Origin of the sequence: Streptomyces sp. NPDC059564 (assembly GCF_042735575.1) — a bacterium.
Taxonomy (GTDB): Bacteria; Actinomycetota; Actinomycetes; order Streptomycetales; family Streptomycetaceae; genus Streptomyces.
The window spans coordinates 90790-112646 of record NZ_JBHWBP010000003.1; the positions used below are offsets into that span (position 1 = coordinate 90790).

28 protein-coding genes and 1 pseudogene are annotated in these 21857 nt (G+C 69.9%); 5 read left to right on the forward strand and 24 right to left on the reverse strand.

Features of this window, described 5'->3' with window-relative positions; genetic code table 11:
- Positions 1-57: 57 nt before the first annotated feature.
- Positions 58-750, forward strand: a complete 693-nt coding sequence (locus ACFV0Q_RS01735) for a hypothetical protein (RefSeq protein WP_384998823.1) — start codon at positions 58-60, stop codon at positions 748-750.
- Positions 751-992: 242 nt separating this feature from the next.
- Here ACFV0Q_RS01735 and ACFV0Q_RS01740 read toward each other — a convergent pair whose 3' ends face one another.
- From ACFV0Q_RS01740 to ACFV0Q_RS01755, 4 genes are all read right to left on the reverse strand, one after another.
- Entirely contained in the window at positions 993-1901 is a 909-nt protein-coding gene (locus ACFV0Q_RS01740) for a hypothetical protein (RefSeq protein ID WP_384998826.1), read from the reverse strand.
- 98 nt (positions 1902-1999) lie between these two features.
- The gene (locus tag ACFV0Q_RS01745; protein ID WP_384998910.1) at positions 2000-2746 is read right to left on the reverse strand and encodes a DUF317 domain-containing protein; all 747 of its coding nucleotides are present in this window, start codon (positions 2744-2746) and stop codon (positions 2000-2002) included.
- A 24-nt stretch (positions 2747-2770) separates the two neighbouring features.
- Positions 2771-3094 carry a hypothetical protein gene (locus ACFV0Q_RS01750; RefSeq protein ID WP_384998829.1) on the reverse strand — a complete coding sequence of 108 codons (324 nt, stop codon included), beginning with the start codon at positions 3092-3094 and terminating at the stop codon, positions 2771-2773.
- A 19-nt stretch (positions 3095-3113) separates the two neighbouring features.
- Positions 3114-3476 carry a DUF317 domain-containing protein gene (locus tag ACFV0Q_RS01755; protein ID WP_384998832.1) on the reverse strand — a complete coding sequence of 121 codons (363 nt, stop codon included), beginning with the start codon at positions 3474-3476 and terminating at the stop codon, positions 3114-3116.
- Positions 3477-3739: 263 nt separating this feature from the next.
- On the opposite strand from ACFV0Q_RS01755, the gene ACFV0Q_RS01760 reads away from it, so the two are divergent.
- Together ACFV0Q_RS01760 and ACFV0Q_RS01765 are read left to right on the forward strand one after the other, a co-directional pair.
- Entirely contained in the window at positions 3740-4210 is a 471-nt protein-coding gene (locus ACFV0Q_RS01760) for a hypothetical protein (RefSeq protein WP_384998835.1), read from the forward strand.
- A 191-nt stretch (positions 4211-4401) separates the two neighbouring features.
- On the forward strand, positions 4402-5430 hold the full coding sequence (locus ACFV0Q_RS01765) for a hypothetical protein (protein WP_384998837.1): 1029 nt from the start codon (positions 4402-4404) through the stop codon (positions 5428-5430).
- 137 nt (positions 5431-5567) lie between these two features.
- Here ACFV0Q_RS01765 and ACFV0Q_RS01770 read toward each other — a convergent pair whose 3' ends face one another.
- Complete coding sequence (locus ACFV0Q_RS01770) at positions 5568-5888, reverse strand: DUF6087 family protein (RefSeq protein WP_384998840.1); 321 nt, start codon at positions 5886-5888, stop codon at positions 5568-5570.
- 224 nt (positions 5889-6112) lie between these two features.
- Here ACFV0Q_RS01770 and ACFV0Q_RS01775 point away from each other — a divergent pair, with 224 nt between their 5' ends.
- Positions 6113-7120, forward strand: coding sequence for a hypothetical protein (locus ACFV0Q_RS01775; protein ID WP_384998843.1), 1008 nt, complete (start codon positions 6113-6115; stop codon positions 7118-7120).
- Between the two features lie 277 nt (positions 7121-7397).
- Here the strand turns inward: ACFV0Q_RS01775 and ACFV0Q_RS01780 are convergent, their stop codons facing one another.
- The 19 genes from ACFV0Q_RS01780 to ACFV0Q_RS01870 form a co-directional block, all read right to left on the reverse strand.
- Positions 7398-8390 carry a SpaA isopeptide-forming pilin-related protein gene (locus ACFV0Q_RS01780; RefSeq protein WP_384998846.1) on the reverse strand — a complete coding sequence of 331 codons (993 nt, stop codon included), beginning with the start codon at positions 8388-8390 and terminating at the stop codon, positions 7398-7400.
- A gap of 62 nt (positions 8391-8452) precedes the next feature.
- Positions 8453-9040 carry a hypothetical protein gene (locus ACFV0Q_RS01785; protein WP_384998849.1) on the reverse strand — a complete coding sequence of 196 codons (588 nt, stop codon included), beginning with the start codon at positions 9038-9040 and terminating at the stop codon, positions 8453-8455.
- The gene (locus ACFV0Q_RS01790) at positions 8940-9779 is read right to left on the reverse strand and encodes a DUF317 domain-containing protein (protein WP_384998852.1); all 840 of its coding nucleotides are present in this window, start codon (positions 9777-9779) and stop codon (positions 8940-8942) included. The genes ACFV0Q_RS01785 and ACFV0Q_RS01790 overlap by 101 nt, the downstream gene beginning before the upstream one ends.
- A gap of 32 nt (positions 9780-9811) precedes the next feature.
- Positions 9812-11071: an acetyl-CoA carboxylase biotin carboxylase subunit family protein gene (locus ACFV0Q_RS01795; protein WP_384998855.1), complete on the reverse strand. Its 1260-nt coding sequence runs from the start codon at positions 11069-11071 to the stop codon at positions 9812-9814.
- A gap of 57 nt (positions 11072-11128) precedes the next feature.
- Complete coding sequence (locus ACFV0Q_RS01800) at positions 11129-11539, reverse strand: hypothetical protein (RefSeq protein ID WP_384998859.1); 411 nt, start codon at positions 11537-11539, stop codon at positions 11129-11131.
- Between the two features lie 32 nt (positions 11540-11571).
- Positions 11572-12837, reverse strand: coding sequence for an MFS transporter (locus tag ACFV0Q_RS01805; protein ID WP_384998862.1), 1266 nt, complete (start codon positions 12835-12837; stop codon positions 11572-11574).
- A 52-nt stretch (positions 12838-12889) separates the two neighbouring features.
- A complete protein-coding gene (locus ACFV0Q_RS01810; protein WP_384998865.1) occupies positions 12890-13360 on the reverse strand; it encodes a hypothetical protein in 471 nt (156 codons plus the stop codon).
- A complete protein-coding gene (locus ACFV0Q_RS01815) occupies positions 13357-13875 on the reverse strand; it encodes a hypothetical protein (RefSeq protein ID WP_384998868.1) in 519 nt (172 codons plus the stop codon). The genes ACFV0Q_RS01810 and ACFV0Q_RS01815 overlap by 4 nt, the downstream gene beginning before the upstream one ends.
- Entirely contained in the window at positions 13872-14732 is an 861-nt protein-coding gene (locus ACFV0Q_RS01820; RefSeq protein WP_384998871.1) for a winged helix-turn-helix transcriptional regulator, read from the reverse strand. The genes ACFV0Q_RS01815 and ACFV0Q_RS01820 overlap by 4 nt, the downstream gene beginning before the upstream one ends.
- 31 nt (positions 14733-14763) lie before the next feature.
- On the reverse strand, positions 14764-15171 hold the full coding sequence (locus ACFV0Q_RS01825; protein ID WP_384998874.1) for a hypothetical protein: 408 nt from the start codon (positions 15169-15171) through the stop codon (positions 14764-14766).
- The gene (locus ACFV0Q_RS01830; protein WP_384998877.1) at positions 15172-15621 is read right to left on the reverse strand and encodes a hypothetical protein; all 450 of its coding nucleotides are present in this window, start codon (positions 15619-15621) and stop codon (positions 15172-15174) included.
- A complete protein-coding gene (locus ACFV0Q_RS01835) occupies positions 15618-16070 on the reverse strand; it encodes a hypothetical protein (protein WP_384998880.1) in 453 nt (150 codons plus the stop codon). Before ACFV0Q_RS01835 ends, ACFV0Q_RS01830 begins: the two co-directional genes overlap by 4 nt.
- A gap of 142 nt (positions 16071-16212) precedes the next feature.
- Complete coding sequence (locus ACFV0Q_RS01840; protein ID WP_384998883.1) at positions 16213-16926, reverse strand: hypothetical protein; 714 nt, start codon at positions 16924-16926, stop codon at positions 16213-16215.
- Positions 16927-16967: 41 nt separating this feature from the next.
- Positions 16968-17666: a hypothetical protein gene (locus ACFV0Q_RS01845; RefSeq protein WP_384998885.1), complete on the reverse strand. Its 699-nt coding sequence runs from the start codon at positions 17664-17666 to the stop codon at positions 16968-16970.
- 3 nt (positions 17667-17669) lie between these two features.
- Complete coding sequence (locus ACFV0Q_RS01850) at positions 17670-18191, reverse strand: GNAT family N-acetyltransferase (RefSeq protein WP_384998888.1); 522 nt, start codon at positions 18189-18191, stop codon at positions 17670-17672.
- Complete coding sequence (locus ACFV0Q_RS01855) at positions 18176-18787, reverse strand: DUF3631 domain-containing protein (protein WP_384998891.1); 612 nt, start codon at positions 18785-18787, stop codon at positions 18176-18178. The genes ACFV0Q_RS01850 and ACFV0Q_RS01855 overlap by 16 nt, the downstream gene beginning before the upstream one ends.
- On the reverse strand, positions 18787-19272 hold the full coding sequence (locus ACFV0Q_RS01860) for a type II toxin-antitoxin system RelE/ParE family toxin (RefSeq protein WP_384998894.1): 486 nt from the start codon (positions 19270-19272) through the stop codon (positions 18787-18789). The genes ACFV0Q_RS01855 and ACFV0Q_RS01860 overlap by 1 nt, the downstream gene beginning before the upstream one ends.
- Positions 19269-19874, reverse strand: coding sequence for a DUF4913 domain-containing protein (locus ACFV0Q_RS01865; protein ID WP_384998913.1), 606 nt, complete (start codon positions 19872-19874; stop codon positions 19269-19271). Before ACFV0Q_RS01865 ends, ACFV0Q_RS01860 begins: the two co-directional genes overlap by 4 nt.
- Before the next feature lie 215 nt (positions 19875-20089).
- The gene (locus ACFV0Q_RS01870; protein WP_384998898.1) at positions 20090-20845 is read right to left on the reverse strand and encodes a DNA-methyltransferase; all 756 of its coding nucleotides are present in this window, start codon (positions 20843-20845) and stop codon (positions 20090-20092) included.
- Between the two features lie 534 nt (positions 20846-21379).
- Between ACFV0Q_RS01870 and ACFV0Q_RS01875 the strand changes: the two are divergent.
- Positions 21380-21857 (forward strand): annotated as a pseudogene (locus ACFV0Q_RS01875) (hypothetical protein); the annotation flags it as partial.

The window sequence follows — 21857 nt, forward strand, 5'->3', positions numbered from 1 at the left end:
GAGGAGAACCCCACGGGGGTCCGGCCGTCAGACCCGCACGAAACAACAGGGGTTCCCATGCGCATCCGCACCATCGCCACCGGCCTGGCCGTCGCCGCCTGCCTCGCCATTTCCGGCTGCTCCGGCAGCACAACCGCAGACTCCGTCTCCCCCCTCGGGAAGCCGGCGGGGCAGACCAAGTCCGGCGCCCCGGTGTCCACCACTCCGCTGTCCTCTTCCTCCCTTGCCGGACGGCTCCTCGCCGAGGGCGATCTCGGCCAGGACTACACGCGCAAGCCCGAGAAGACCGCCCGTCACGACGACACGACGGTGATCGGCTGCCCGGCACTGGAGCAGCTCGGAGGCGAAGCCGCCGTCGGCGGGAACCTGAACTTCCCGAACAAGGCGACGGCAACATTCGTCTACACCGGCAGCACGGGCTCCGATATCTCCGAGGAGCTCTACAGCGATACCGCGCCGAAGCTGGCCGACGGCACGAAGAGGATCTTCGATGCGATGAACGGCTGCCCCGTCTACCAGCTGGTGATCGGCAGCAAGCCGGTGAAGATCGCCACGCAGAAGCTGGCCGCCCCCGCTCTGGGCGACGAGGCCTGGAGCCAGCTCCTCACCTTCACCGCCGGCGGGCAGGACAGCATCGTGAAGCAGACCGCCGTCCGCACCGGGACCATCCTGCTCGTCGTCTCCGGATCACCGGCCCTGGTCGACTCCCACGTGGAGAAGGCCCTCTCCAAGGCCAACACCGCAAGCTGACCCCACTGCCTGTACGGCCCCGCCGCTCCCCCAGGACCGGCGGGGCCGACGTGCATACAGCGGTGGGCCGCCGGAACCGGCGTAGGCGCTGGGCGGGTAGTACGCGTCAGGCCCGGTCCCCGTCTCCTGCTGGAGCGGGAACCGGGCCTGACCGGCTGACGACGCGTGTTGGAGGGCGGTCACCCCGTGCTCAGGGTGGCCCAGGGCCGCTCGGTGGATCTCCCCAGGCGGCACACGGCACGCTACGCCTGGCGTTGCGGGGCGGGCAGTGCGCTCGCGCTACTGCCGGCGAAGGGACGCTGGATACCGAGAAGGCGGTCGCGGTGGACTCGGGCGTCGATGACGCGGTCCTCGCCGGGCAGATAGACGACGAGGTCGACGTGGCTGACGTAGCGGTGCCGCGAGACGGCGACCACGTGGTGGGCTTCGGCGCAGCCCGAGATCGTGTACCGGTCGCCCTGCGCCAGCACCCACGCCCGTTCCTCGAAGGCACCGTGCACATCGGCCTCCCACACGGCGGCGTGCTCCCGCATGTCGGGCAGTACGTACATCTGGCGGAAGGTCTCCTCCTCCGCCCACAGCCGCAGGCAGGCGGGACATTCGTGTGCCCCAGGGTTCGGGACGGTGGTCTGGCGTTCACCGCAGTACGTCTGGCCGGTGGCGCCGTTGCGCCGGTGGCCGAAGGTGAGGGGGCCGGCGCCGGGTGGAGTCCACAGCAGGCTGTCGTCGCTGTGACAAGGCTCGACCGCGGGCAGGATGATTTCGCCCGCTCTCCCCCGTAGTGCCTCCAAGGTCTTGGTGAGTTGGGCGCAGTTTGCGCATGCCCGCTTGCCGGTGGCGCGGCAGTAGTCAAGGGCCTTGCCGCAGTAGCCGAGGAGGTGGCCGGGGATCGGGCGGTGCGCGGCTGCGCTCCTTCCCACACCGGTCGCGGGCCGGGCCTCGAGCTCGCCGGGATGGGGCGGGGTTGCCATCGCCAGGAGAGCCCTCGTGCAGCTCTGGCAGGTCTGGTGGGCAGTACGCTCGCCGATCGGGGCGAGGTCGGGTGAGTGCGTGGCGCACGCCGTCAAGGGCTCGCCGGTTTCGAACAGCACGCCGTAGTGGGCGACGCCGTTGGTGCGGCCAGTGGAGAATCGGATCAGCGGGTAGGGCAAAGGGCCTCCTGGCCGTCGGAGAAGTGGGCGTGCCGAAGGGGCTGCCGTCGGCCGGGAGAAGGCCGGTCGGCAGCCCGTTGCGGTGCAAGCAGGCAGGGTTAGCCAGGGAGGCTGAAGGTAAGACGTCCCGCGGCGAGTTCCGGCAGGATGCGGCGCCGTACCGGGGCGGGAGAGGCGATTGCGCCGGCGAAGGCCGCGACCAGGTCGTGCGGGGTGCTGGCGCTGAAGGTCGCGCACCAGAGGTAGGGGGCGCCGAGGACCGGCTCGGCCCACGCCTGCCAGCCCACAAGATCCGGGCGCGGGTCCCCGTCCTGGATGCCCGGCGGTAGTTCCCCCCAGGTGAAGCCGGCGGACATTCCAGCGTCCCAGGCGGTGGTCTCCGGCTGGTCGAAGTCGCGGAGCCAGCCAAGCGCCGTCAGGGCCGACATGACGCTGTCCGGGCCGCTGTAGTTGACGACGGGATCCGTGCGCGCCTCGACGGCGAGGAGGAAGTCAGCGATGGCCTCGTGCGGGGTGCCGGGGGTGAAGTACGCGTTCCACTCGGGCAGAGCGCCGTCACGGTGGGTGCGGGCGGATATCTGCCAGGCCACCGGCAGCCCGCCGAGCAGGAAGGCGTGGTCGGTACGGATCCACTCGGCGGCACACAGCCTGTTCGGGCTCAGCAGGAGCAGCGTGCTGCGGGCGGTCGTCCAGCTCGTCCAGCCGGACTCGGCGAGGGTGTCGCAGATCCGGTCGGCGAGGGCACCGTCGTCGCCGGCAAGGTGGCGGGGCGTGACCCAGTAGAACGGGCCGGGGTCGGGGGTGGACGGGTAGCGCGAAGGGCTGGTGTTCAGGGGCGCCTCCAGGGCAGCAGGGACAAGCGGGATGTCTTACTGATCGCCGGTGGCGCTTCGGCGCCTGCGCGGCGGGGCTTCGATCGGCTCGTGCCAGGCCAGGTCAACGGCAACGGACTTGGGTACGGGGCCGAGCTGCTCGCCGCGTTCGGCGAGATAGACCACCGTCCGGCCCTGCGGATCGACGACGCCGACGATGGAGCCTGCTGTGTGCTCCATCGGGCAGAGCGGGTTGATGGCCAGCCGGAAGGTGGCGTCACGGTCGAAGGCGGAGAGCCGGTCGATGATCTCGCCGACGGTGTACTCCGGGTCCAATGTGGTCTCCTTCATCATCAGGACGCGCGCGGGGTTCGTGCCCACGGCGCACGCAGGGCAGGGGTCAGCGTGAGCGTACGGGTGCGGATGTGGCGATAACCTCGGCCACCACCGCGGCTACGACTTGGGCAGGGGTCTCGGTGTCGAAGGTGACGCGATACCCAGGCGTGGTAGCCGTCCCTGTGACGGCGAGCACCCAGCCGGCGCCCTTGGTTCCGGGCCGGCCCTCGGGGAACCATCCGAGATAGAAGCAGCCGTCGCGGGAGCTGATGTGCATGTCGGCCCGGTCATCGACGACGAACTTGAAGTCCTCGTCGGTGAACTGGTCGATCACCATGCCCTGATTCCCGGCGCCGAGCAGCCACGTGCGCAATCGGAGTGCCTCGATCGTCGTAGAGAATCCGGACTTCGCCGCATCCAGAGTCAACCGCACACCTCTCTGACCTGGGGTTTCTTGGGAAGGTGTCTACGTTGACATCCGTTTCGACGTTGCACCAGTCTTTTGGGGCTCTTTCTTGTCTGCCCCGGGCGAACTGGCACTTCGGAACGGTCCGTCAAGAGATAGGCCAGGCCGTGATGCCCTGTTTACGGCTGCTGCCGGCGGTATTCGAGATGCCGCCGCGTGTACCGATAGCAGTAAAGGTAGGAGGACTACCCCTACAGCTCCCCGGATTCCGATAGGACAGGGGCATGGTGAAATTCGATGACCCATGGCTGATCGATGCAATCTGGCGGGCTACCGACCTGACACGCGCCTACCTCTCCCAGAACCGGGCCCAGGTTGCGGAGTGTGTCGCCGGCCTGGACACCAATCGGATAGAGCGTGTGCTGGCCTGGCTCGTCCTCGAACACGATGAGCTCTTCGACCGGCTGGGCGAGCCATCCATGGCGGTACGGGAGATCGACGCGATGGCAGCCCTGTCCCCCATGGAGAACGAATTCGAGACGACGTCGGCTGTACGCCGCGTCGCGTTGCGGCAGACGGGACTTACCGCCGCGGTGGGGGACCTGGCGCTACCCGATCAGGTCCATGCCATCTCGGTGTGCACCGCGGTCATGGCACTGGAGGCCCTTGGCCGTGTCCGCGCGCTAGAAGAAGTCGACGCGAAGGCTGCGGAGTACGAGCGGATGGGCTATCCGAGGCCCTACCCGGTCGCCTGAGGCTTTGGTCCCGTCCTCCTGGAAAAGGTAGAGCCGGGACCGTGCAGGAGGGCAGACTTACTCCTGGAGCACAGCCGGCCTCCCCGTGGTCCCCGCGTGCGTGGGGATGCAGCCCGCCACCGGCACGGGCTGGTGTCGCGTGCTCCGAACCCCGTGAGCGCGCCGTCTACGTTCCCGGGAAGGCCTTCTCCATGACCCGTACCAACCTCGGATTCCGTCCGCCCGTGAAGCTGTCTCCGCGTGCGAGGAAGGCCCGGCAGGCACTGCACGATCGGTACGGGGCAGTCCACTCCAGCGCCGGCATCGACAGGCGCGCCTTCGAAGAGCTGGAGCGTGAAGGGCTTGCCGTCGTCACTCACCTCGGACGGCTGGAGTGGGTCGCGGAGCATGGGGCGCGGGATCGTACGCCTGTGTCGGTCAGCATTCCTGCCCCTGTCGCGCCGCCTGTTCCTGGTGATGACCTGCCCGAACAAATCGCGTTTCGGATCCGGGGAGCTGCCCTGCTGGAGGCCGCCCGCATTCACCGGCAGCGCGGCCACAGCTACATGGAGACGACCGACGGCGGCCAGACCGTGGGGTGGGTGTACGGCGTCTACAACCGGGAATTCGGCTGGGTAACGGCTGACGCCCAGACCGAACAGCCCCGCTATTCCTCACAGGACGAGGCCGCCGAGGCCCTGCGCCAGGCACGCCGGCGGGAACTGAACGAGACGCAGAGCGCTCGCCACGCCGTCGCGCACGTCCATCCCGCCGCGCATCTGTTCCGTCCGGTTCAGGATGCGGGCGGACGAGTCGCAGGGTGGACGTACCACACCAGCACCGAAGCCCTTGGCCAGGCCTCGTGGGTTACTGCCGCCGATGCGGTGAGCCGCCGCATGTACTCAGACCCAGGTGTCGCGGCTGCCGCTCTGCTGAAGCACCTCGACGGGCCGGCGGAACATTGGCAAGACGACCAGGCTCGGACGCGGGTGCGTTCCGCCCACCGTCGCGCCTTCGACCTGGTCCCCGTCCTCGGCGAGAACCCCGACCGAACTCTCCTCGGCTGGACCTTCAGCGTGGTCCCTACCCATCTCGGCTACGGCGATGGATTCACATACGGATGGGTTACAGCGGCTGGTGTGGTGGCGGACGAACTGACTGCCTCCCGGGAGAGTGCATGCCAGGACCTGGCCGCTTCCTGGGTGCTCGATCAGCCGTACGTGCCTCCGGCAGCAGCGTGAGAGCCGACGCTGGCCGATGAGGCTTCTCCTCCGGCCAGCAGTCGGTCCAGGGCACTTTCTCCCACCAGGGCCAGGGACCCATGCGGCAGGCAAGCCGTTGCCGGAGGCGGCCGATGCACTCAGGTCATCGGCATGATTCACGGCGGCGGCTTCCGGTGACGACCAGTACCTGGGGCCAGCGGGTTGCGCCCTACAACGGGGCCGGTCGTCTCGACCTCTTCAACGGACCAGTCTCCAGATGGCGAGTTGAGGACGCGGCAGGCCGCCGCGTAGTTGGCCACGGGCATCAGTGGCTGCCAGGCGAACCCATCCCATTCCAGGATCATGCGTGGGGCTTCAGGGTCAACATGGTTGGCGCGCTGCGGGCCGGTGCCGAGGGTGACAGCCTTTCGTTCGCCGGGCTTGCGCAGACGCCCCTGACGGCGTGCGGCCCAGCGTTCGAGGGGTTCGTCGGTCATGGTCGTACCTCCGTGAAGGGCAGCACCCTACCGAAGTCGGACAGCCAGTCGCCCCTTCTCACGGAACCCAAGGAGGCGGCTCCCTTCGGAATGCCCAACTTTACCGAGTGGTAAGGGAGTCACCGGAATGGGTGACATCGGGAACTGGTGCCGTCTGGCGATCGTCTTGCAGGGTCAGTGGCCTCGCGTCCGTAGCCGGGCCTGATTTCCTGCGGAGGTCGGCCTTGCCCAAGCCTGTAGGCAGATACGTCTACTGGTCCGAGAGGCTCGTCGGTGAGGTGATCGACGACAACGGGATTCGACTGGACCATCGCATCAAGCCCGCCTTGAATCTTGGTCTGGCGGGGAACGGCGTCAATCTCGCCAGCCGGGACCGCGAGAACACCACTTTCGACGTTGCCGAGAAGCTTAAGAGGAAGCTCCGCAGGTCTATCGTCACGGATTTCGACGCCCCGACTTCCGGGCAGTACGTTCAGGGAGCGGGCTGGGCCGAGGTGGCGGAGTTCCAGCGGTGGGGGTTTCCGGAGCACCGCCTTCCGGGGCGAACCGCCCTGACGCACATACAGACCGTCACTCAGCAGGGCCGCCGTGTCGACCTCTGCCTGTTCGGGAGCCTGAAGAACCTGAGGGGTTACGAGGTCCCGGAGGAAGACTCTGCCGGCGGATGGACCTCGTCGAATGCTCCGTTGATCGAGGAGTTCATGGCCCTCAGGGGCGCGGAGGCGAGCGCCAGGAGGGGACCGGCGTATTCGCTCGACGATGAGGGGGCTGCCCTGGAGATCCTCAAGGTCGCGCTGACGCAGGGCATCTACGGAGCCCTGGCTGATCACCGGGGGCGTCCCGAAACCCGCGGCTACACGGTTATGGGGTTCGACGCGACTGAGTACGTGGCCGTCATCTACAAGGACGTGACGCTCACGCCGAGCCGCTGGAACCTCCGAGGAGAACCGGAGTTGGAGGGCGTCAGCCGCATCCTGATTGGGGCTCCGTTGTGGATGCGCACGACGCGCCAGGACAGCATCAAGGTGCACTACGGAGAGAACAGGGTGTTGGTCCCCAGCGTTTGGGACCGGAGTGCGCCTGCCATTGCTCCCACCCTCGGGCGGACTGCGGGGGATCGCCCGCCGTCCACCTGGCAGGACCCCGTGCCCGGCCAGGCCCCGCGCCCCGATCTCGACTCGGTAAACGTCACTGGATCTCGACACCGACGCTTTCGAGGCAGCCCAGGCTGATCCGGGCAAGGGCCGCGAGCATCTCGGCCCGACAGTTCGACTGCGCTGTGAGCAGGTCGATTCGCCGGCGGAGCGTTCGACATGCGCCGCGACTGTCGGACCACACTGCAGCAGTTGAGTACCCGATTCCGTGGAGCCCACGAGTTCCGCGGTCAGGGCGGAGAGGGACGTCTGCTGGCGAGCAGCCCGCAGCGGAGACGCGCGAAGGCCCCAGGAACCGGTCGGGCTCGGTTCCTGGGGCCTTGGCGTTGGTGATCAGTTCTGGGTGGCGGTCTGGTCAGCCGGTGGTCTGGTCATCCTTGTCAGCATCGCGGCGCCGACGTACGGCGATCAGTGCGCCTCCGCCTGCGGCGATCAGCACTCCCGCTCCGGCGAGCAGCCATCCGGTGGCGTCCGCGCCGGTCTGGGCGAGGGAGCCCGTGGGGGCGGGCGAGGAGGTGCTGGAGGTGGTCTGTTCCGGGGTGGGGGCCGCGGAGCTGGTGGGGGGCTGGGAGGTGGCCGGCGTGCTCGGGGTCGGCTTGCCCGACGGTGTGGCGGGCGGGGTGGTGGGGTTCGTCGGGGTAGGTGCCGGGGTGGTGGGCGGCTGGGTCGGCTGCTCCTTCTTCGTGTTGGTGAAGGCGGCGGTGACCGGGGCGCCGGGCTTGGCGGTGATCTTCGCCGGGGTGGAGTTCAGCTGGTAGCCGTCGGGGGCCTTGGTCTCGGTGGCGGTGTAGCTGGTGCCGGCGCGGGCGGTAACCGGGAGCTTGGTCGTGGCAGTGCCGTCCTTGCCGGTGGTCAGGGTGAGCGGCTTGCCGTCGCCGGAGGCGGGAATGATGTTGATGACGGCGCCGGCCAGCGGCTTGCCGCTGGCCTTGTCGGTCTTGGTGACCGTGAGGTCGGCGGGCTTGAACGGGTCGACGATGGCGAGCTTCACGGTCTGTCCGGGGGTGACGATGACGTCCTGGTCCGGTGCGAGGTCGTGGAGCGGGCTGCCGGTGGCGGTCTCCTTGAGTCGCCAGACGCCGGGGGCGACGCCTTCGAAGCGAAGGACGCCGTCCGCGTTGGTCTTGCCGGTCAGGGCCTTGGTCCCGTTGAGGGTGTCGAGCAGGTTGAACTCGACGCCTGCGAGGAGGGCTCCGTCGGGGTCCTTCTTGGTGACCTCGACGGTGCCGGGCTGCGGTTCGGGGGCTTCCGCCCAGGCGGTCGGGGCGCTGAGCAGGGTGCTCGCCACGAGGGCCGCCACGGTTGCGGTGACTACGGTCGGGAAGCGGCTGGTGGCGCTGGAGTGCATGGAGGTAGTGGTGTCCTTGATCGTGGAGGGCGGTGTGCCGGGGCGGCGTAGGAGGCCGGAGGTCAGCGAGAGCGGCCGGCGGCGGGGCGCGCGGTAGGCAGGGTGGGCAGACTCGGGCGGGAGTGATCGGGTGCCGGAGCCGGAGCCCAGATCTGGGTGTAGTGCGTGATGGCGCGGCGGAGGCCGGTCAGGTCGGCGCCCTTCCAGGGCGGGGGCCCGTTCTCGTGCCAGTCGCGGATGCGGGCGTAGCCGTCCCATCCGGGGCCGATGCCCTTTGCGGCGTCACGCCGGGCGAAGGTCTGGTGGTCGGCGAAGGAGAGGTAGGCCGTGTCCAGGGTTCCCCGGTCGGGATGGATGGCCGCCAGGCTCAGGCCGCCGTATTCCCGGTGGCGGATCGTGCTCTGGAAGTCGATGCGGATCCGTATCGGGGAATCGGCTGCGGGGCTGCCGTAGTAGGTGTTCCCGACGACTGCGCCGACGGGGAAGGGTGGCTGGAGTTCGGCGAAGAACTCCGGTGCGTGCAGGGACAGGTGAACCTCCAGGTCATGGTCAGCGGCGGGCGGGTGCTGGGGTGGTGCTGGTGCTCCAGCGCGGCACGCTAGTAGTGGTGAGCGCCGGCCGCGGTCGGGCCGCCGTGCGGCGGTGCACATCGAGCGGAGTGGGCGCCGGCGGCGGGGGCGGGACGATCGGCGTGAGCTGGATGTGCGGGAGCAGCGAGGAGAGGATCCCTTCCTGCCAGCGAGGAACGGGGGCCGGGTCGGCCAGGGCGGTGGTGATCGCGGTAACCAGGTGGACTGGGGTGCCGGTGGAGGCGGTGGCGTACCAGCGGGGCCCCTTCGGGCCGCCCCACATGTACCAGCGAGCCTCCAAGGTGGTCAGCTCCTTGGTCTCGTCGAGCCGGCCGGTGACGTACTCCAGGCCTGCCAGGCCGTCCCCGCTCTGGAGTTCCAGAACGCCCCAACGGGGGTGCTGGAGTTCCCAACCTCCCTTCAGGAGCGGGTCTACGGCCTCGAACCGGTCGCGCGGCTCCTTGTCGAGGTAAGCGTCGGGGCCCTGGGTGTACGCGGCGGCGAGGGCGGTGGTGAAGGCGGTGACCAGCTCCGTGGGGGTCATGTCGCTGAAGCACACTCCCCAGGCGGGAGCAGCGAAGGGGTCGCGGTAGGCCGTGATGCGCCACAGGCCGTCATCGTCGCCTTCGGGGAGGAAGCCGAGCCGGACCTTGCGGTCCGGGGAGGCGACGTACAGGTTTCCGACGTCGTCGTGGTGGCGGTCCCAGCCGAGTTCGAACAGGGGTTGGAGGGCTGGGTCTCCGATCCAGGCGCTGCCGGCCAGGTAGCGGGGGGTGACGTAGACGTCGCCCTCGATCGGGTCAGGTGCGATGTCGGTCAAAGAGCAGTCCAGGAGGCTGGGGTGGGTGGCGGCTACGCGGTCGGCGTGACGGTGATCGTGAGGTGGTCGCGGGCGGCCTGGATGCGTGCTGCGGCCTGGTCGGCGTCGGGGGCGGTGACGACGAGGAGGCCGACGCGGGCGACATCGACGTCGCCCTCCGGCGGCAGGGTGACCTGTTCGCCCGGGGAGAGGATCCAGCTGGTCTGCTCCAGCCAGTCGGTGGCCTTCGCGAACTCCGGGTCGATGCCGCGGGCGACGACGGTGCCGGAGACCTCGGGGTAGAGGAGGGCGACGGCTGCGGCCTGCTGCCGGGTGGGGGTGAGGTCGGGCTGGAGGCCGAGGGCGAGGTCGGCGGCGGCGCGCGGCAGGTCGATGCCGGTGGCGAGCAGGACGAGCTTGCCGATCAGGTCGCCGCCGATCCTGCCGTTCACTTCGATGATCCGCGGGCCGGTGGCCGTGAGGCGCATCTCCACGTGCTGGATGCCGGTGGTGATCCCCAGGGCGGCGATGGCGGCCTGGGCGACGGGGCCGACGCGGCGGAGCAGGGGGTCGGACCCGTCCACGGTGTGGCCGACTTCCTCGAAGTACGGGGCGAAGGCCAGCTGCTTACGGGTGACGGCGACCGGGGTGGTGACTCCGTGGTGGGTGACGCATTCGACGGATATCTCTTCGCCGTCGAGGTACTCCTCGACCAGGACGTCGGTGGACTCGCCGCCCCACAGGCTCGCCCCTTCGGTCGCGAACTCGAAGCCGGCGGCGAGTTCTTCGGCACGGTCGACGCGGATGACGCCGACGCTGCCGGCCTGCCCGGACGGTTTGACGACGACGGGGTAGCCGATGAACTCGGCAGCGAGGGCTGCCTCCAGGAGGCCGGCGGACTTCATCGACCGGGCGGAGGGAACCCTGTGGAGGTCGAAGAGCTCGCGGCTGAGGGACTTGTCACGGCATCCGTGGAGAACGTCCGGGCCGTCGGTGGCCACCAGCATGTGCTGGGCCAGGACAGCGGTGTTCACCAGGAGCATCTCGTTCCAGGTGAGCACGGCGGATATGGGCTGCCGTGCGGCCAGCGCCTCCCCCGCTGCCAGCAGCGACTCGATGTCGTACGGGTCGGCAACCTCGTGGTCGACGACGAGGGACTTCTCCCAGGAGAGGGCGGCCGGCGTGATGACCACGGTGTCGTAGGCGGCGGCCACGGACTCGAGGCAGTAGCCGCGGTACAGCTCGTCGTTGGGCGCGACGACCAGGACGACGGGGCGAGCCGGGGCAGTACGGAGGTTTTTGGACGGGGTCAAGGTTCAGGAGGCCTTTCGGAACAGACGGGGAGCGAGGAGCTACCGGGGCGGGGAGGTTCAGCGGCGCATGCCGGGGCCTTGGGCAGAGGCCGCGATGTGGGACGCGGGCACCGCCGCAGCGGGTGGTGGTTGCCTACGAGAGGGGGACAGCGGGAAGGACGTCTCCTTGGCGAGGGCCCCCAGCGGTTCCAGCTGGTCGGCCGCTTTGCCCAGTGCGTCTTGGACTTCGAGAAGGAGCGGTCCCTCGTAGAGGGTGGGGCCGGTGGTGCCCGCCCAGTGGGATACGGCGCGGAGCAGCTGGTGGATGTCGGCGACGAGGCCGTCGTGGGCCAGCAGGGTCTGGGCCAGGACCGTGGTCTCGGCGGTGGCCAGGGTGTCGAAGCGGTCGGTGAGCAGGCGGACGAGGCTTCCCGCGGCGGCTGCCTGGTCCGCGTGGAGCGAGGAGATGGCCGAAGAGTTCGGAGGCATGGGGCTCCCTGGTCGGGTGAGCAGTGGGAAGGTCAGGCCCGCTTGTGCGCGGGAGAGCGGTGGTGGCGCATGGCGGGTTCTTGGCGAAGGCGCCAGAACGCGGCGAGGAGGCCGATGGCCTGGAGGGCGGCGCAGCCGGTCAGGACGTGTCCGAGTGCCGCTGCGGGGGTGAGGGCGACGAGGATTCCGGCGAGCGGGAACGGGGCGAGCATGATCAGGATGGTGATGCTGAGGGTGGCGCCGAAGACCCGCTCGGGGATGAGGTGGGAGCGCAGGGTGCGCAGGACGACGGTCATGCCGCCCTCGCCGGCCATCAGTACGGCGGTCAGTACGAGGAGTTGGTGGTAGGTACCGGCCTGGGAGACGGCGAGGCCGGCCAGGGCTGCGACCAGCGCGCTGGCGGCCCCGGTGGGCCACAGGCCGACGCGGTCGATGGCGAAGCGGCAGCAGGCGACCGTGACGAGGGAGGCTGCGGCGGCGGCCGACCAGATCACGCCGACGGCGGCGCTGGAGTAGCCCAGGTGCTGAACGACGATGATCGGGGCGGCGGCCTGGAGCATGCCGGTGGCCAGGTTGGAGACGGTGAGTCCGGCGATCAGCCACGCGAGGGCCGGCAGGGAGACGAGGGTCTTCCATCCGGTGCGCAGTCCGGTGAGCGCGGACGCGGCGGCCGGGGCCAGGCGGGTCTCGCGGTGCCAGGGTGCGAGGGCGGCGCCCAGGAGGGAGCAGGCGGCGATGGTGATCAGGGTGCCGGTGACTCCAGCCCAGTGCAGGAGGAATCCGGCGGCTGCGGGACCGGCAAGGGTAGCGGTCTGGTCGATGCCCAGGAGCGCCGACTGCACCCGGTGGGCCCGCTCCCCCGCGTCCTTGCTGGCCGCCGCCCCGGCCGTCTCGGCCGCGATGTAGGAGAACTCGGTGGCCACGCCGGTGATCGCGGCGAGCGCCATCACCGTGATCGTCGCTCCGGGGCCGCCAGCCTGGGTGGGCAGGATGACCGCCGCAGCCAGGACCACGAGAGCCCGCAGCACGGAGGCGACACGGAAGACCCTCTTCGTTCCGTGCCGGTCGACCATCGTCCCAGCCAGCGAGAACGCGGCGAGGCGGGGAATCCACTCCAGCGCGAACGCCAGCCCGGTGAGGGTTGCTGAACGGGTGGTGGCCAGCACGATCAGCGGGATGCCGTACGTGCTCATGGCAAACGCCCCGGCATCGGCAGTACGCGGGAGGTAGATGCGGCGCAGCAGGGACAGCTGCGGGAGGAGGGCGTGCCGTGGGCCGGCGATCACAAGGTCGGTCATCGTCGCTTTCACGCAAGAAGACGCCCGCCGCGGCGAGCAGGACAGGAACGGTTCAGCGGCGCGGTGCGCGCGGCTTCGGCGGGTTCTTTGCCGGGGGCGTCACGCCCAGGGCATTCGAAGCAGTGGCCGGGGGGCTCGGCTCGGCTACGGCCTGCTGGTAGAGGGCCAGGAGGGTGTCGAGCTGACGGAACAGGGAGCCGCGCCTGAGGCCAGCCGCTTCGATACGGGCGGCTCGGCTGCCGAGGGGGCCTGCGGTCCAGCGGTGACCGCCCCACCGCATGTCACGGCCGCTGAGAGTCGCGTTCAGCTCTTCGACGCCACGAGCCGCGTCCTCCAGGAGCTGCCGCTGCACGGTGTCAATGCTGAAAGCCGTGTCCATCACGGCCATGACCATGTGCTGCACATGATCGGGTGCTTCCTTCATCGCCGCGAAGGCCCAGACGTTCGGGTCCATGCCGACCACGCGCGCCACTTCGCTGGTCCCCAGGTCGGTGATAGCCCCCGAGCGCGGTGTGGTGCTCATGCGGCCAGCTCCATCTCGTCGCGGGAGGCACCGGTGAGCTGCGCGGCCAGGGTCGCCCCGTGGTCGCGGATCCACGAGGTGAGTGCCGTCCTGGGCTCGTCCAGGGAGTCGTAATCCAGCTCCGGTGCGTGCCCGGGAAGGGGCTGGGCAGAGCCGAGCAGGGCGAGCGTGGCCTGGACCCGTGTGACGAAGTCGCTGACGTCGCTGGGGTGGTGGTGGGTGCGGGCCCAGCGGGCTGCCGTGTCGTAGACCTCGGCCAGCGCCTCACCGGCCGGCGTGAGGACCAGGGTCGGTATGCCTTCGTCGGTGGAGGCCTGCAGCAGGCCCAGCGCGCGCCCGACCGCGGAGGCCTGGCGTCGCTGCCAGCGGGAGAGGCCGGTGAGGGTCCGGCTCAGGAGGTGTCGTTCCAGCGGACCGTTGTCGTCGAGGTCGCTGACGATCCGGATGAGGCCCGGGTGGGACAGAGCGGCCGTAGCCGGCACCAGAGCCTTCGCGTGGGTGTCGTTGGGATTCATCGGGTGCGTCCTCCCGTCCCCGGCCCGCCCGCGGGGCCGATCGCGGTGGGGGTGTGGGAGAAGAGGCGCTTCCATGCCGGACGGGCCTGGGGCGTCGGCGTCGCCGCGATGCGCGGCTGGGTGGTGGCCCACTTCGTCGGGTGGTCTTGTGGCTGCGTGGGTGTGGGTGCCCACACCGGGTGGGTCACGGCCTCGGTGAGGGGAGTGCCAGCGGCCCAGGCGGACAGTGCCTGGTAGACGGGGGCCAGGTCTCGGCCGGCGGCCGTGAGTTCGACGCGGCCCTCGCGGTCCTTGGTGACGAGGAAGTCCTCGGCCAGGCGGTTGAGCGGGGCGTAGACGCCGGTCAGGTGGCGGTCGGGCATGGCGGTGGCGGCCAGGGCCTTGGGGCTGGAGGTTCCGCGTACGCGCAGTGTCCAAAGGATCGGGGTGGCCTGTCGCGGGGCGATGAGAGCGATGGCGTCCTCGATGTCCTGTGCGCGGGGCACCGCCTTGGGTACACGCTGACCGGTCGCCGGGTCCAGCACCATCTCCTTCTCCAGGTGCTTGGCGCCCCAGGCAGCGATCACGCCGAGGACCGGCAGCAGCTCGCGGCCCCGTGCGGACAGGCCGTACAGCACGTCCTGGGCGTCGTACTCGGTTCGGTCGAGAAGGCCTGAGTTGGTGAGCCTGACGAGCCGGGGGTGGAGCTGGCCGTCGGGGAGCCAAGGCAGTGCGCTCTTGAGCTCCCGGTAGCGCAGCGGCTTCTCGGACATGGTCAGCAGCACCCAGACGTTCCACCGCGGGGACAGCATCTGCAGGCTCTCGGTGACACGGGAAAGGTCGGACGATATGGATTCGGGCAGGCCGGTGGTAGCCAAAGCGGGTGCTCCTGGAAGGTGGGGACGAGGTTCAGCGGGTACGGGAGGCCGGGACGGCGGCGGGGGCCGGTGGTGGGACCGGGGCGGCGGGTGTGGTCTCCAGCGCGGGGGTGCGGTGCAGGCTCTGCAGCACTGCGGAGACGTGCCGGGCCTGGGTGTCGCGGACGGCGACGGCTTCGCCGATGCGGCGGGCGCAGTCGAAGATGTGGCCGGCGTCGTGGCGTCCGACTTCGCGCTCGGGGTCTACCAGCTTGCGCAGGCGCTGGAGTTGGAAGCCGATGTCGGTCTCGGCGAACTCGATGGCGCTGTTGGCGGCCAAGAGCGCGGACAGCATGTTCGGGTGGGTCGTGGAGTCGGCGTGCGCTTCAAGTTCGGCGCGCGGGCGGCCGTAGAGGGTTTCGATGTGCTCGGTGATCTGCCGGGATGTGGTGTGGGTCAATCAGCGGCCTCTCACGCTCGGTGCCGCCGGGCGCACGCCGACGGGCGCAGTCGCGGTGGCGGGACGGGTGGTGGCCCATGGCTGGTCCAGCTTCGGCGGCCCTTCGCGTGCGGTGCCCGGGGGCGGCATGGAGCGCAGGAGTTCGCGCAGGGCCGTGACGTACTGGGTGCGGGCGGTGAGGGCTGCGTCCATCCATTGCGCATCGAAGCGGAGCTCGGAGGCGGACAGCGTGCCCATGTCGGCGTCCGGGGCGGTGTTCCGGTGGACGCGGTCGCGGACGCGGGCAACCTGTTCTTCGGCCAGTGCCAGGAACGAACGCAGTTCCAGAGCCCGTTGTGCGGCGGGCGTGGCGGCACCTGCCGCCGCAGCGGTGTAGAGCTGCGCGACCGGGGTGCCGAAGGCCTCTTCGAGGTGAGCGTCCTGGCTGGACGGCTTCGTCCAGGTGCTCATCGCGTGCCTCCCCTGACGGGTACGGCGGGCACTGCGGCGGGCCGGGGTACGGGGGTGGTCGCGATGGCGGGCCCGGTGCGGGCGGTGCCGCGCCAAGGACCCGGTGTGCGGTTGCCGGGGGCGTTGTCGTTGAGGTAGTGGCTGACGACCATGGCTCGGCCGTCGCGCACGGTTACGAGGGTGTTCACGCGGTCGGCGAGCGCCATCACGGGGTCGTCGAGCTCGCCGGCCGGAGCGCGGTCCAACGCGGCGAGGAGGTCGTTCTCGGCGGCGGAGAGGGCCGCTTGGGCTTCCTCGAGCAGTCCGTACCAGCGGGCCACGGTCGTCGCCTGGGCGTTCGCCTGGGGCGCCGCGGCCACCGCCTGGCGGAGCTGGTGCAGCGGCATCTGGAAGCGGGATTCGATCTGCTCGGTGAATGCGCCGAGCACGTCGTCGACTTCTTCGGGCATGGCGAAGTCCTCTCCATGAGGGCATGGGGTGGGAAGGGTGAAGGGGCCGCCCGTTGCTGCGTGGTGGGCCTGTTCCTAGGGTCCGGAGATTCCCCGGTTTGGCTGACCGGGGAAGTGCTGCTATGTTCCGGGCCCGCCGCGTTCATCGGGTCCGCCCTGGCGTCCTCGGCGGGGGGCTCGGGAGGGCGCTCGGGCCCGTTGTACGGGCTGTGGACGGTGCAGGCGCCGGCAGCGGAGTGGACCGGTCCTCCATCCAGTCGACGGCTTCCTCCAAGGTCTCGAAGGCGCCCTCGCGCAGGGTGTGGGTGAAGCTGTCGAGATCGGCCTGCTCCAGCAGGACCCGGAACGGCTTGTGTACGCGCTCGCCGAGCGCTTGCAAGAGCACCACGACCTCCGTGTGAGGCGCGGTGTCGTCGGTGTGGCTGTCGAGCAGCACGAAGTTGTCTCCGTCGCGCATGAGCCGCTGTTGCAGAGCCACCGTGGCCGCGTCGGCGGCCGTGGTCCCCATGCCCGGCGGCAAGGCGATGGCTTCGGCGGGGCAGCCGCGCCGGATGAGCCAGGACTGGGCCATCGCCGGAAGCGGCAGCTCGGCGTGCTCGAAGTCGTACGTCGCCGTGGCGCCGTCCCGTCTGATGTGCGCGGCGATGATCTGGGGATCGCCGGGGGTTCCCCAGGTGACGGATCCGTCGTGGATCACGTAGAAGCTGTTGCTGCCATCGGGGCTGTGGTGGGTGGCGAGCGTGGTCATCGACTCGCTCTCCGCGTCGAGGTGATTCCAGAACGCCTCTTCGACGGCCTCGCTGACGGGCTCGAACCCGTCGAGGCGGAAATCAGGACGGCGATCGGTTGGCGGCATGGAGCTCCGTTCGTACAAGGGGGTTGGTGGCCGCCGGAAGGTCAGCGAGACCGCGCGGCAGGGGTCGGCCAGGCGCCCGCCCTCGGCACCGCAGAGGCCGGCACCGCGGGCCGGCGGGTGGTGCCGGTCAGCGTGGTGCGGCCGATGTCCGTGAGCGAGATGGGCTGACCGGCGTGCAGGGGGTGGGAGGTATCGCGGGCCACCAGGCGGGCGTCCTCCAGGCGCTGGTAGAGGGGATGGGCGATGCGTGCACCGGAGGCCGTGACGACGGCCATCCGCCCGGTCTGCAGGTTTTGGTGGAGCTTCGCTCCCTGGCTGATGGCCAGGAGCGCGGCGAACTCGTGGGCCAGCAGGTCCACGCTCTGCCCCGTGGTGTGCGCCGGGGCCGCGACGTCCAGCGCCTCCAGCACGGCGAGAGCATGGCCTTGGCGGATGTCCCGTGTGGCGGCGGCCTCCTTGAGCTGCGCGACGGCCCGCTCGATGCGCGTGAACAGCGCCTGGTCGAAGGGCAGGTCACCAGAGGCGAGGCGCTGGAGGCGGTTCTGGTTGAAGGTCACACTGCGCTCGGCGTCGGCGAGGGCGCGGTGGGCTTCGGTGAGCTGGTGCAGCGGTTCATCGAGCAGGCCTCGATCGTGGTAGGTCCACAGGCTGTCGATGTCGTGGCCGCTGGACTCCTCGACGCGGTGGTCGAGATCGGTCGGTGTTCTCGACGGGGGCGGGGTGGACGGCGAGAAGGTCACCTCCTAGAAGGGAGCCGGTGGTGGCATTGCCGGGCAGTGGGCACCGGTTCCGTGGAGCGGTACGCGGACGTCGAGGTGGGTGCCCTCGTGGCGGAGGGTGGTGGGGTGGCCGAAGTGCCGGACCAGGCCGAGGATCGGCAGGTTCGACGCCTCGGCGTACACGGAGAGGGTGTGCGCGCCGCGGGATCGGGCGCGGGTGGCGGCGTGCCGGGCGAGGGCCAGGCCGATGCCTCGGCGCTGGTGGGCGTCGGCGACCTGCAGGCCGAGGTCGAAGACGCCCGGCTCTCGGCTGAGGGGGCCGGCCGAAGCCAGGGCGACCACCCCGTCGGTGGCATGGAGAGCGATCCAGCAGCGGGAGTGGTCCAGAAGGCGCTCGATGTCGCGGCGGCTGATCTGCGTCCTGCCCCAGCGGCGGTACAGGGCCTGCTCGGAGCACTTGCGGTGGAACGCCTCGATGAGCGGCCAGTCGGCCAGGGCCGCGGTCCGGACGAGGGTGGCACCGTTGGAGTTCAGCAGCTGGTGCACACGCCCATGGCCGCCAGGAGGGCGTCGCGCTGGTAGGACTTGCGGCGTCGGCCGTCCGGCAGGGTGATGTCGCGGGTCCGCATGCCGTGCGGGGCCAAGAGCTGTGCGAGCCGGGCCTGGGTGAGGTCGCTGTATCGCCAGTGGTTCCCGGCGGTGCCGGGCAGGTCTCGAAGGGCGTCGACGAGGTCGGCGGAGGCCACGGCATACGGATCGCCAAGCTGGGCGAACACGTCGAGGCAGGCTTCAAGCAGGCTGCCCGGCAGTTCAGGGTCCTGGCAGCACTCCTCGCCCTGTTCCAGACCGCACGGCACACAGGGTTCGGCATCCTGCGCGCAGCAGCAGTCCACGGACAGGAGCCTGGACAGCTCGACCCCGGCGATGAAGCGCTCGGTCAGGGCATCGGCACATGCTTCCAGCTGCTGGGCGGTTCCCTTGCCGGTCTCGATCGCGGTGGCAATGTCGGTCAGCAGACGCCGGTCGCAGTTCTGGACAGCGATGAAGGCGTCCAGAAGGGCCTGGTGCTGAGGGTTTGTCTCAAGCGGTGTGGCACCGGTGATGTTGGTGGCGAAGCTGTCGATGAAGTTGGGGAAGGGCATCAACGGGTGGGGCCTTTCGGGGTGAGGGGAAGTGCGGGCTGGGGAAGTCCGGGGACCGCGTAGGGCTGGGGTCCGGGCTTGGGGATGGTGCGAGTGGTGCCGAGCTGGGGAGACCGGCCCCTGGCCGCGTGGGTGAGGGCATCGACCGGCCGGCGTTTGATCCCCAGGCGGGCGGCGGCGGTGCGGTAGACGTCGCTCTGTTCCCGGGGCCGGACCGCGACGACGTGGATCTCGCTGCGGAACGCAGCCCCTTCGGGAGCTCGGCGGGTGGCGTAGACGATGCGCCAGGCCGAGCGGGAGTCGACGTAGACCTTGCGGAGCCCGTCGAGTTCGTGGGTGAGCTTCCCGCCGAACAGGTTGGCGTTGACGACGTCCTGGAGCTTGGCGAGCGCGAGGTCGCGGATGTCGCTCGGAGCCTGGAGGAGGTCGGTCAGGGCGCGGGGGTCGAAGGTCAGACCGAAGGCGGGTTGGTCGTTGCCGCTCACGAGACTGCCTCGAAGGCGTGGCCCGTTTCGTCGGCCGCGGTGGCCGTGGGGCGGGTGGATCGGCCGGGGCCTTGCAGCAGGCGGTGCGCGGGGCGGTCGGGGTCGGTCTGGCAGGCCGACAGCGGTCCGCCGGCCGAGCGGATGGCCGCCATCGCGTGGGTGAGGAAGTCCCGGTGCCACACGAACATGCCCGACGGTCCGGCCTCGGGGTCCTTGTGCTGCTGGTAGGCCATCCACAGGGCGTGCAGCCAGGCAACGACGTCGAGGTGTTCCTGCCACCGTTCGCACCACGGCGCGGCGGTGGTGATCTCCGCGCCGTAGACCGGCATGAGGAAGTCCTCTACCCAGTCGGTCAGCGAGTCGAGTTCGTTCTCCCGCTCTTCGCCGTCCAGCTCGAGGATCGGCTTCGGGTCGGGCGGCAGCACGGGCGCGGGCATGCCGGGAAGGCCCGGCATGGAGAAGCCGGCGAAGGGCATCGGGTCCGGTGGTGCGGCGGCCAGGCTGTCGAGCTGCCGGGCCTGCTGGGCCGACTGGTCCAGGAGCTTGCGGACGCTGGCCTCGATGCTCTCCAGGTCGGCCTCGGGAACACGGATCGGATCCATCGGCTGGCCGTCGGGTCCGTCTATGGGTTCGAGCACGAAAGGTCTCTCCTCGCAGCCGCATGCGGCACGTTGGAATTTGAAAGAGGGGCTGGAGTTCAACCATCCGCACATTCCCCGGTTTGGCTGACCGGGGATCACGTGCTACAAAGCCCCCGCGCGACGGGGACAGAAAGACGAGATATCGCCCTCCTGCCCCCGCTGCAAGCGGGTGAGGGTCAGGCGGAAAGGACGAAATCGTCCTGGGAATGGGTCTGCTGGAGGGCTTCGGTGAGCCGGTCGGCGGCGATCTCGGCGTAGTGCTTGGTCTTCTCGACGCCGATGAAGTCCCGGCCCTCCAGCAGGGCTGCGACACCGGTGGAGCCGGATCCGGCGCAGAAGTCCAGTACGGTGCCGCCCGGCGGGCTGATCTTGACGAGCTCGCGCATCACCGAAACGGGCTTCTGCGTGATGTGCTGGCGCTTCCGACCCGTCGGCTGCGACCCGGAGTACAGACCCGGGAGGTAGACCTCGTTGCGGGAGCCGTCCATGTCCCCGTTGGACCCCCAGACGATGAATTCACAATTCTGGGTAAAGCGGCCCTTCTGCGGGCGGGCGGCGGGCTTGTGCCAGGCCAGGACCCCGCGCCACGTCCAGCCGGCGGCCTGGATCGCATCGGTGGTGATGGGCAGCTGGCGCCAGTCGGTGAACAGCAGCGCCGTGCCGCCGGGGCGGGTCGCCCGCTGGGCTTCGGTCATGATCTGCGTCAGCCAGAAGCCATAAGACCTCTGGTCCATGTTCTCGCCGGTGAAGTCCGGCAGGGCATGGCCGGCGTCCGCGGACGTGTACTTCTGCCGGGCCGTCCGGGTCGTGCGCTCCTTCGCCGTCCGCCCGCCCGAGTTGTACGGCGGGTCGGTGATGACGGAGTCGACGCAGTCGTCCGGGAGGGTCGACAGGACGCTGAGGGCGTCGCCCTGGTGCAGGGAGAAAGGCAAAGAGGTACCCCAATATCGGTTCGGGAAAGGCGAGGGTGAACTCCTACTCGCCGCAGCGAAGCCGCCTGCCCGGATTTGGACACAGGTGTGCCATAGGGCCCTAGGGCGGTCGTGCGGGGGGAGTTCCAAAACTGTAGGGCACGATCCCCGGTTGACCACGGTCGCCGCGAAAACCCTTGAAATAGAGCCTTGATCATCTTTTTCTTGGTCAACCGGGGATCCGCACTTACTGTTTTGGAACTGCCCGGTGCACACAGCGCCGATGGCCGTACTCCCCCGTCATGCCCACACGGAGGCACCCCCTTGTCCCGGCACACCTGATACGCCCGGACGTCATCGCGAGCGGCAACTCGCAGCGACGCCCCGAGGTACAGCTCACCCATCACCCGGCCTACCGCGCCCTTCTCACATCTCCACCACGCCGCGCGGCCGGGACTTCACACACTCCAAGGACACCGTCATGCCATTGATGCGCCCTCCCCTGCCTGAACCCCGGCCGCCGGCCCTGCCCGGCGAGCGCGGAGGCACTCCGGGTTGAAGGCCGTAGCCGCCGTCATCGGCGTCCTCTGCCTCTCCCCCCTAGTCCTCGCCACCACCGCCGCCATGGCCGCGGCCGGGAGCGGCGCCGCCTCCAGGAGCGCCGCCTGCACTCCCGGCGGCAGCAGCGTCGATGCCTCCGCGGTCGCCAAGCAGGTCGCCGCGATCCTCGGCGGCCAGGGCAGCAACAGCTCGATCCACATCGAGGGCCTGGAACTGCCCGCCGAGCAGATCCCCCACGCGAAAACGATCCTGGCCACCGGTATCGCTCTGAAGGTTCCCGAGCGTGGACAGGTCGTCGCGCTCGCCACCGCCATCCAGGAATCCCGGCTCCGCAACCTCAACTCCGGCGACCGGGACTCGCTGGGCCTGTTCCAGCAGCGGCCCAGCCAGGGCTGGGGCACCCCCGAGCAGATCCGCGACCCGGTCTACGCCTCCACGAAGTTCTACAAGGGGCTGCTGGGGGTCAAGGGGT

Coding starts and splice junctions, on each gene's coding strand:
- ACFV0Q_RS01830 (WP_384998877.1), bottom strand. CDS start 15,621: ATGAGCACCTGGACGAAGCCGTCCAGCCAGGACGCTCACCTCGAAGAG.
- ACFV0Q_RS01765 (WP_384998837.1), top strand. CDS start 4,402: ATGACCCGTACCAACCTCGGATTCCGTCCGCCCGTGAAGCTGTCTCCG.
- ACFV0Q_RS01840 (WP_384998883.1), bottom strand. CDS start 16,926: ATGCCGCCAACCGATCGCCGTCCTGATTTCCGCCTCGACGGGTTCGAG.
- ACFV0Q_RS01815 (WP_384998868.1), bottom strand. CDS start 13,875: ATGAATCCCAACGACACCCACGCGAAGGCTCTGGTGCCGGCTACGGCC.
- ACFV0Q_RS01770 (WP_384998840.1), bottom strand. CDS start 5,888: ATGACCGACGAACCCCTCGAACGCTGGGCCGCACGCCGTCAGGGGCGT.
- ACFV0Q_RS01800 (WP_384998859.1), bottom strand. CDS start 11,539: ATGCCTCCGAACTCTTCGGCCATCTCCTCGCTCCACGCGGACCAGGCA.
- ACFV0Q_RS01785 (WP_384998849.1), bottom strand. CDS start 9,040: ATGTGCACCGCCGCACGGCGGCCCGACCGCGGCCGGCGCTCACCACTA.
- ACFV0Q_RS01865 (WP_384998913.1), bottom strand. CDS start 19,874: ATGGATCCGATCCGTGTTCCCGAGGCCGACCTGGAGAGCATCGAGGCC.
- ACFV0Q_RS01760 (WP_384998835.1), top strand. CDS start 3,740: ATGGTGAAATTCGATGACCCATGGCTGATCGATGCAATCTGGCGGGCT.
- ACFV0Q_RS01735 (WP_384998823.1), top strand. CDS start 58: ATGCGCATCCGCACCATCGCCACCGGCCTGGCCGTCGCCGCCTGCCTC.
- ACFV0Q_RS01780 (WP_384998846.1), bottom strand. CDS start 8,390: ATGCACTCCAGCGCCACCAGCCGCTTCCCGACCGTAGTCACCGCAACC.
- ACFV0Q_RS01855 (WP_384998891.1), bottom strand. CDS start 18,787: ATGCCCTTCCCCAACTTCATCGACAGCTTCGCCACCAACATCACCGGT.
- ACFV0Q_RS01835 (WP_384998880.1), bottom strand. CDS start 16,070: ATGCCCGAAGAAGTCGACGACGTGCTCGGCGCATTCACCGAGCAGATC.
- ACFV0Q_RS01805 (WP_384998862.1), bottom strand. CDS start 12,837: ATGACCGACCTTGTGATCGCCGGCCCACGGCACGCCCTCCTCCCGCAG.
- ACFV0Q_RS01810 (WP_384998865.1), bottom strand. CDS start 13,360: ATGAGCACCACACCGCGCTCGGGGGCTATCACCGACCTGGGGACCAGC.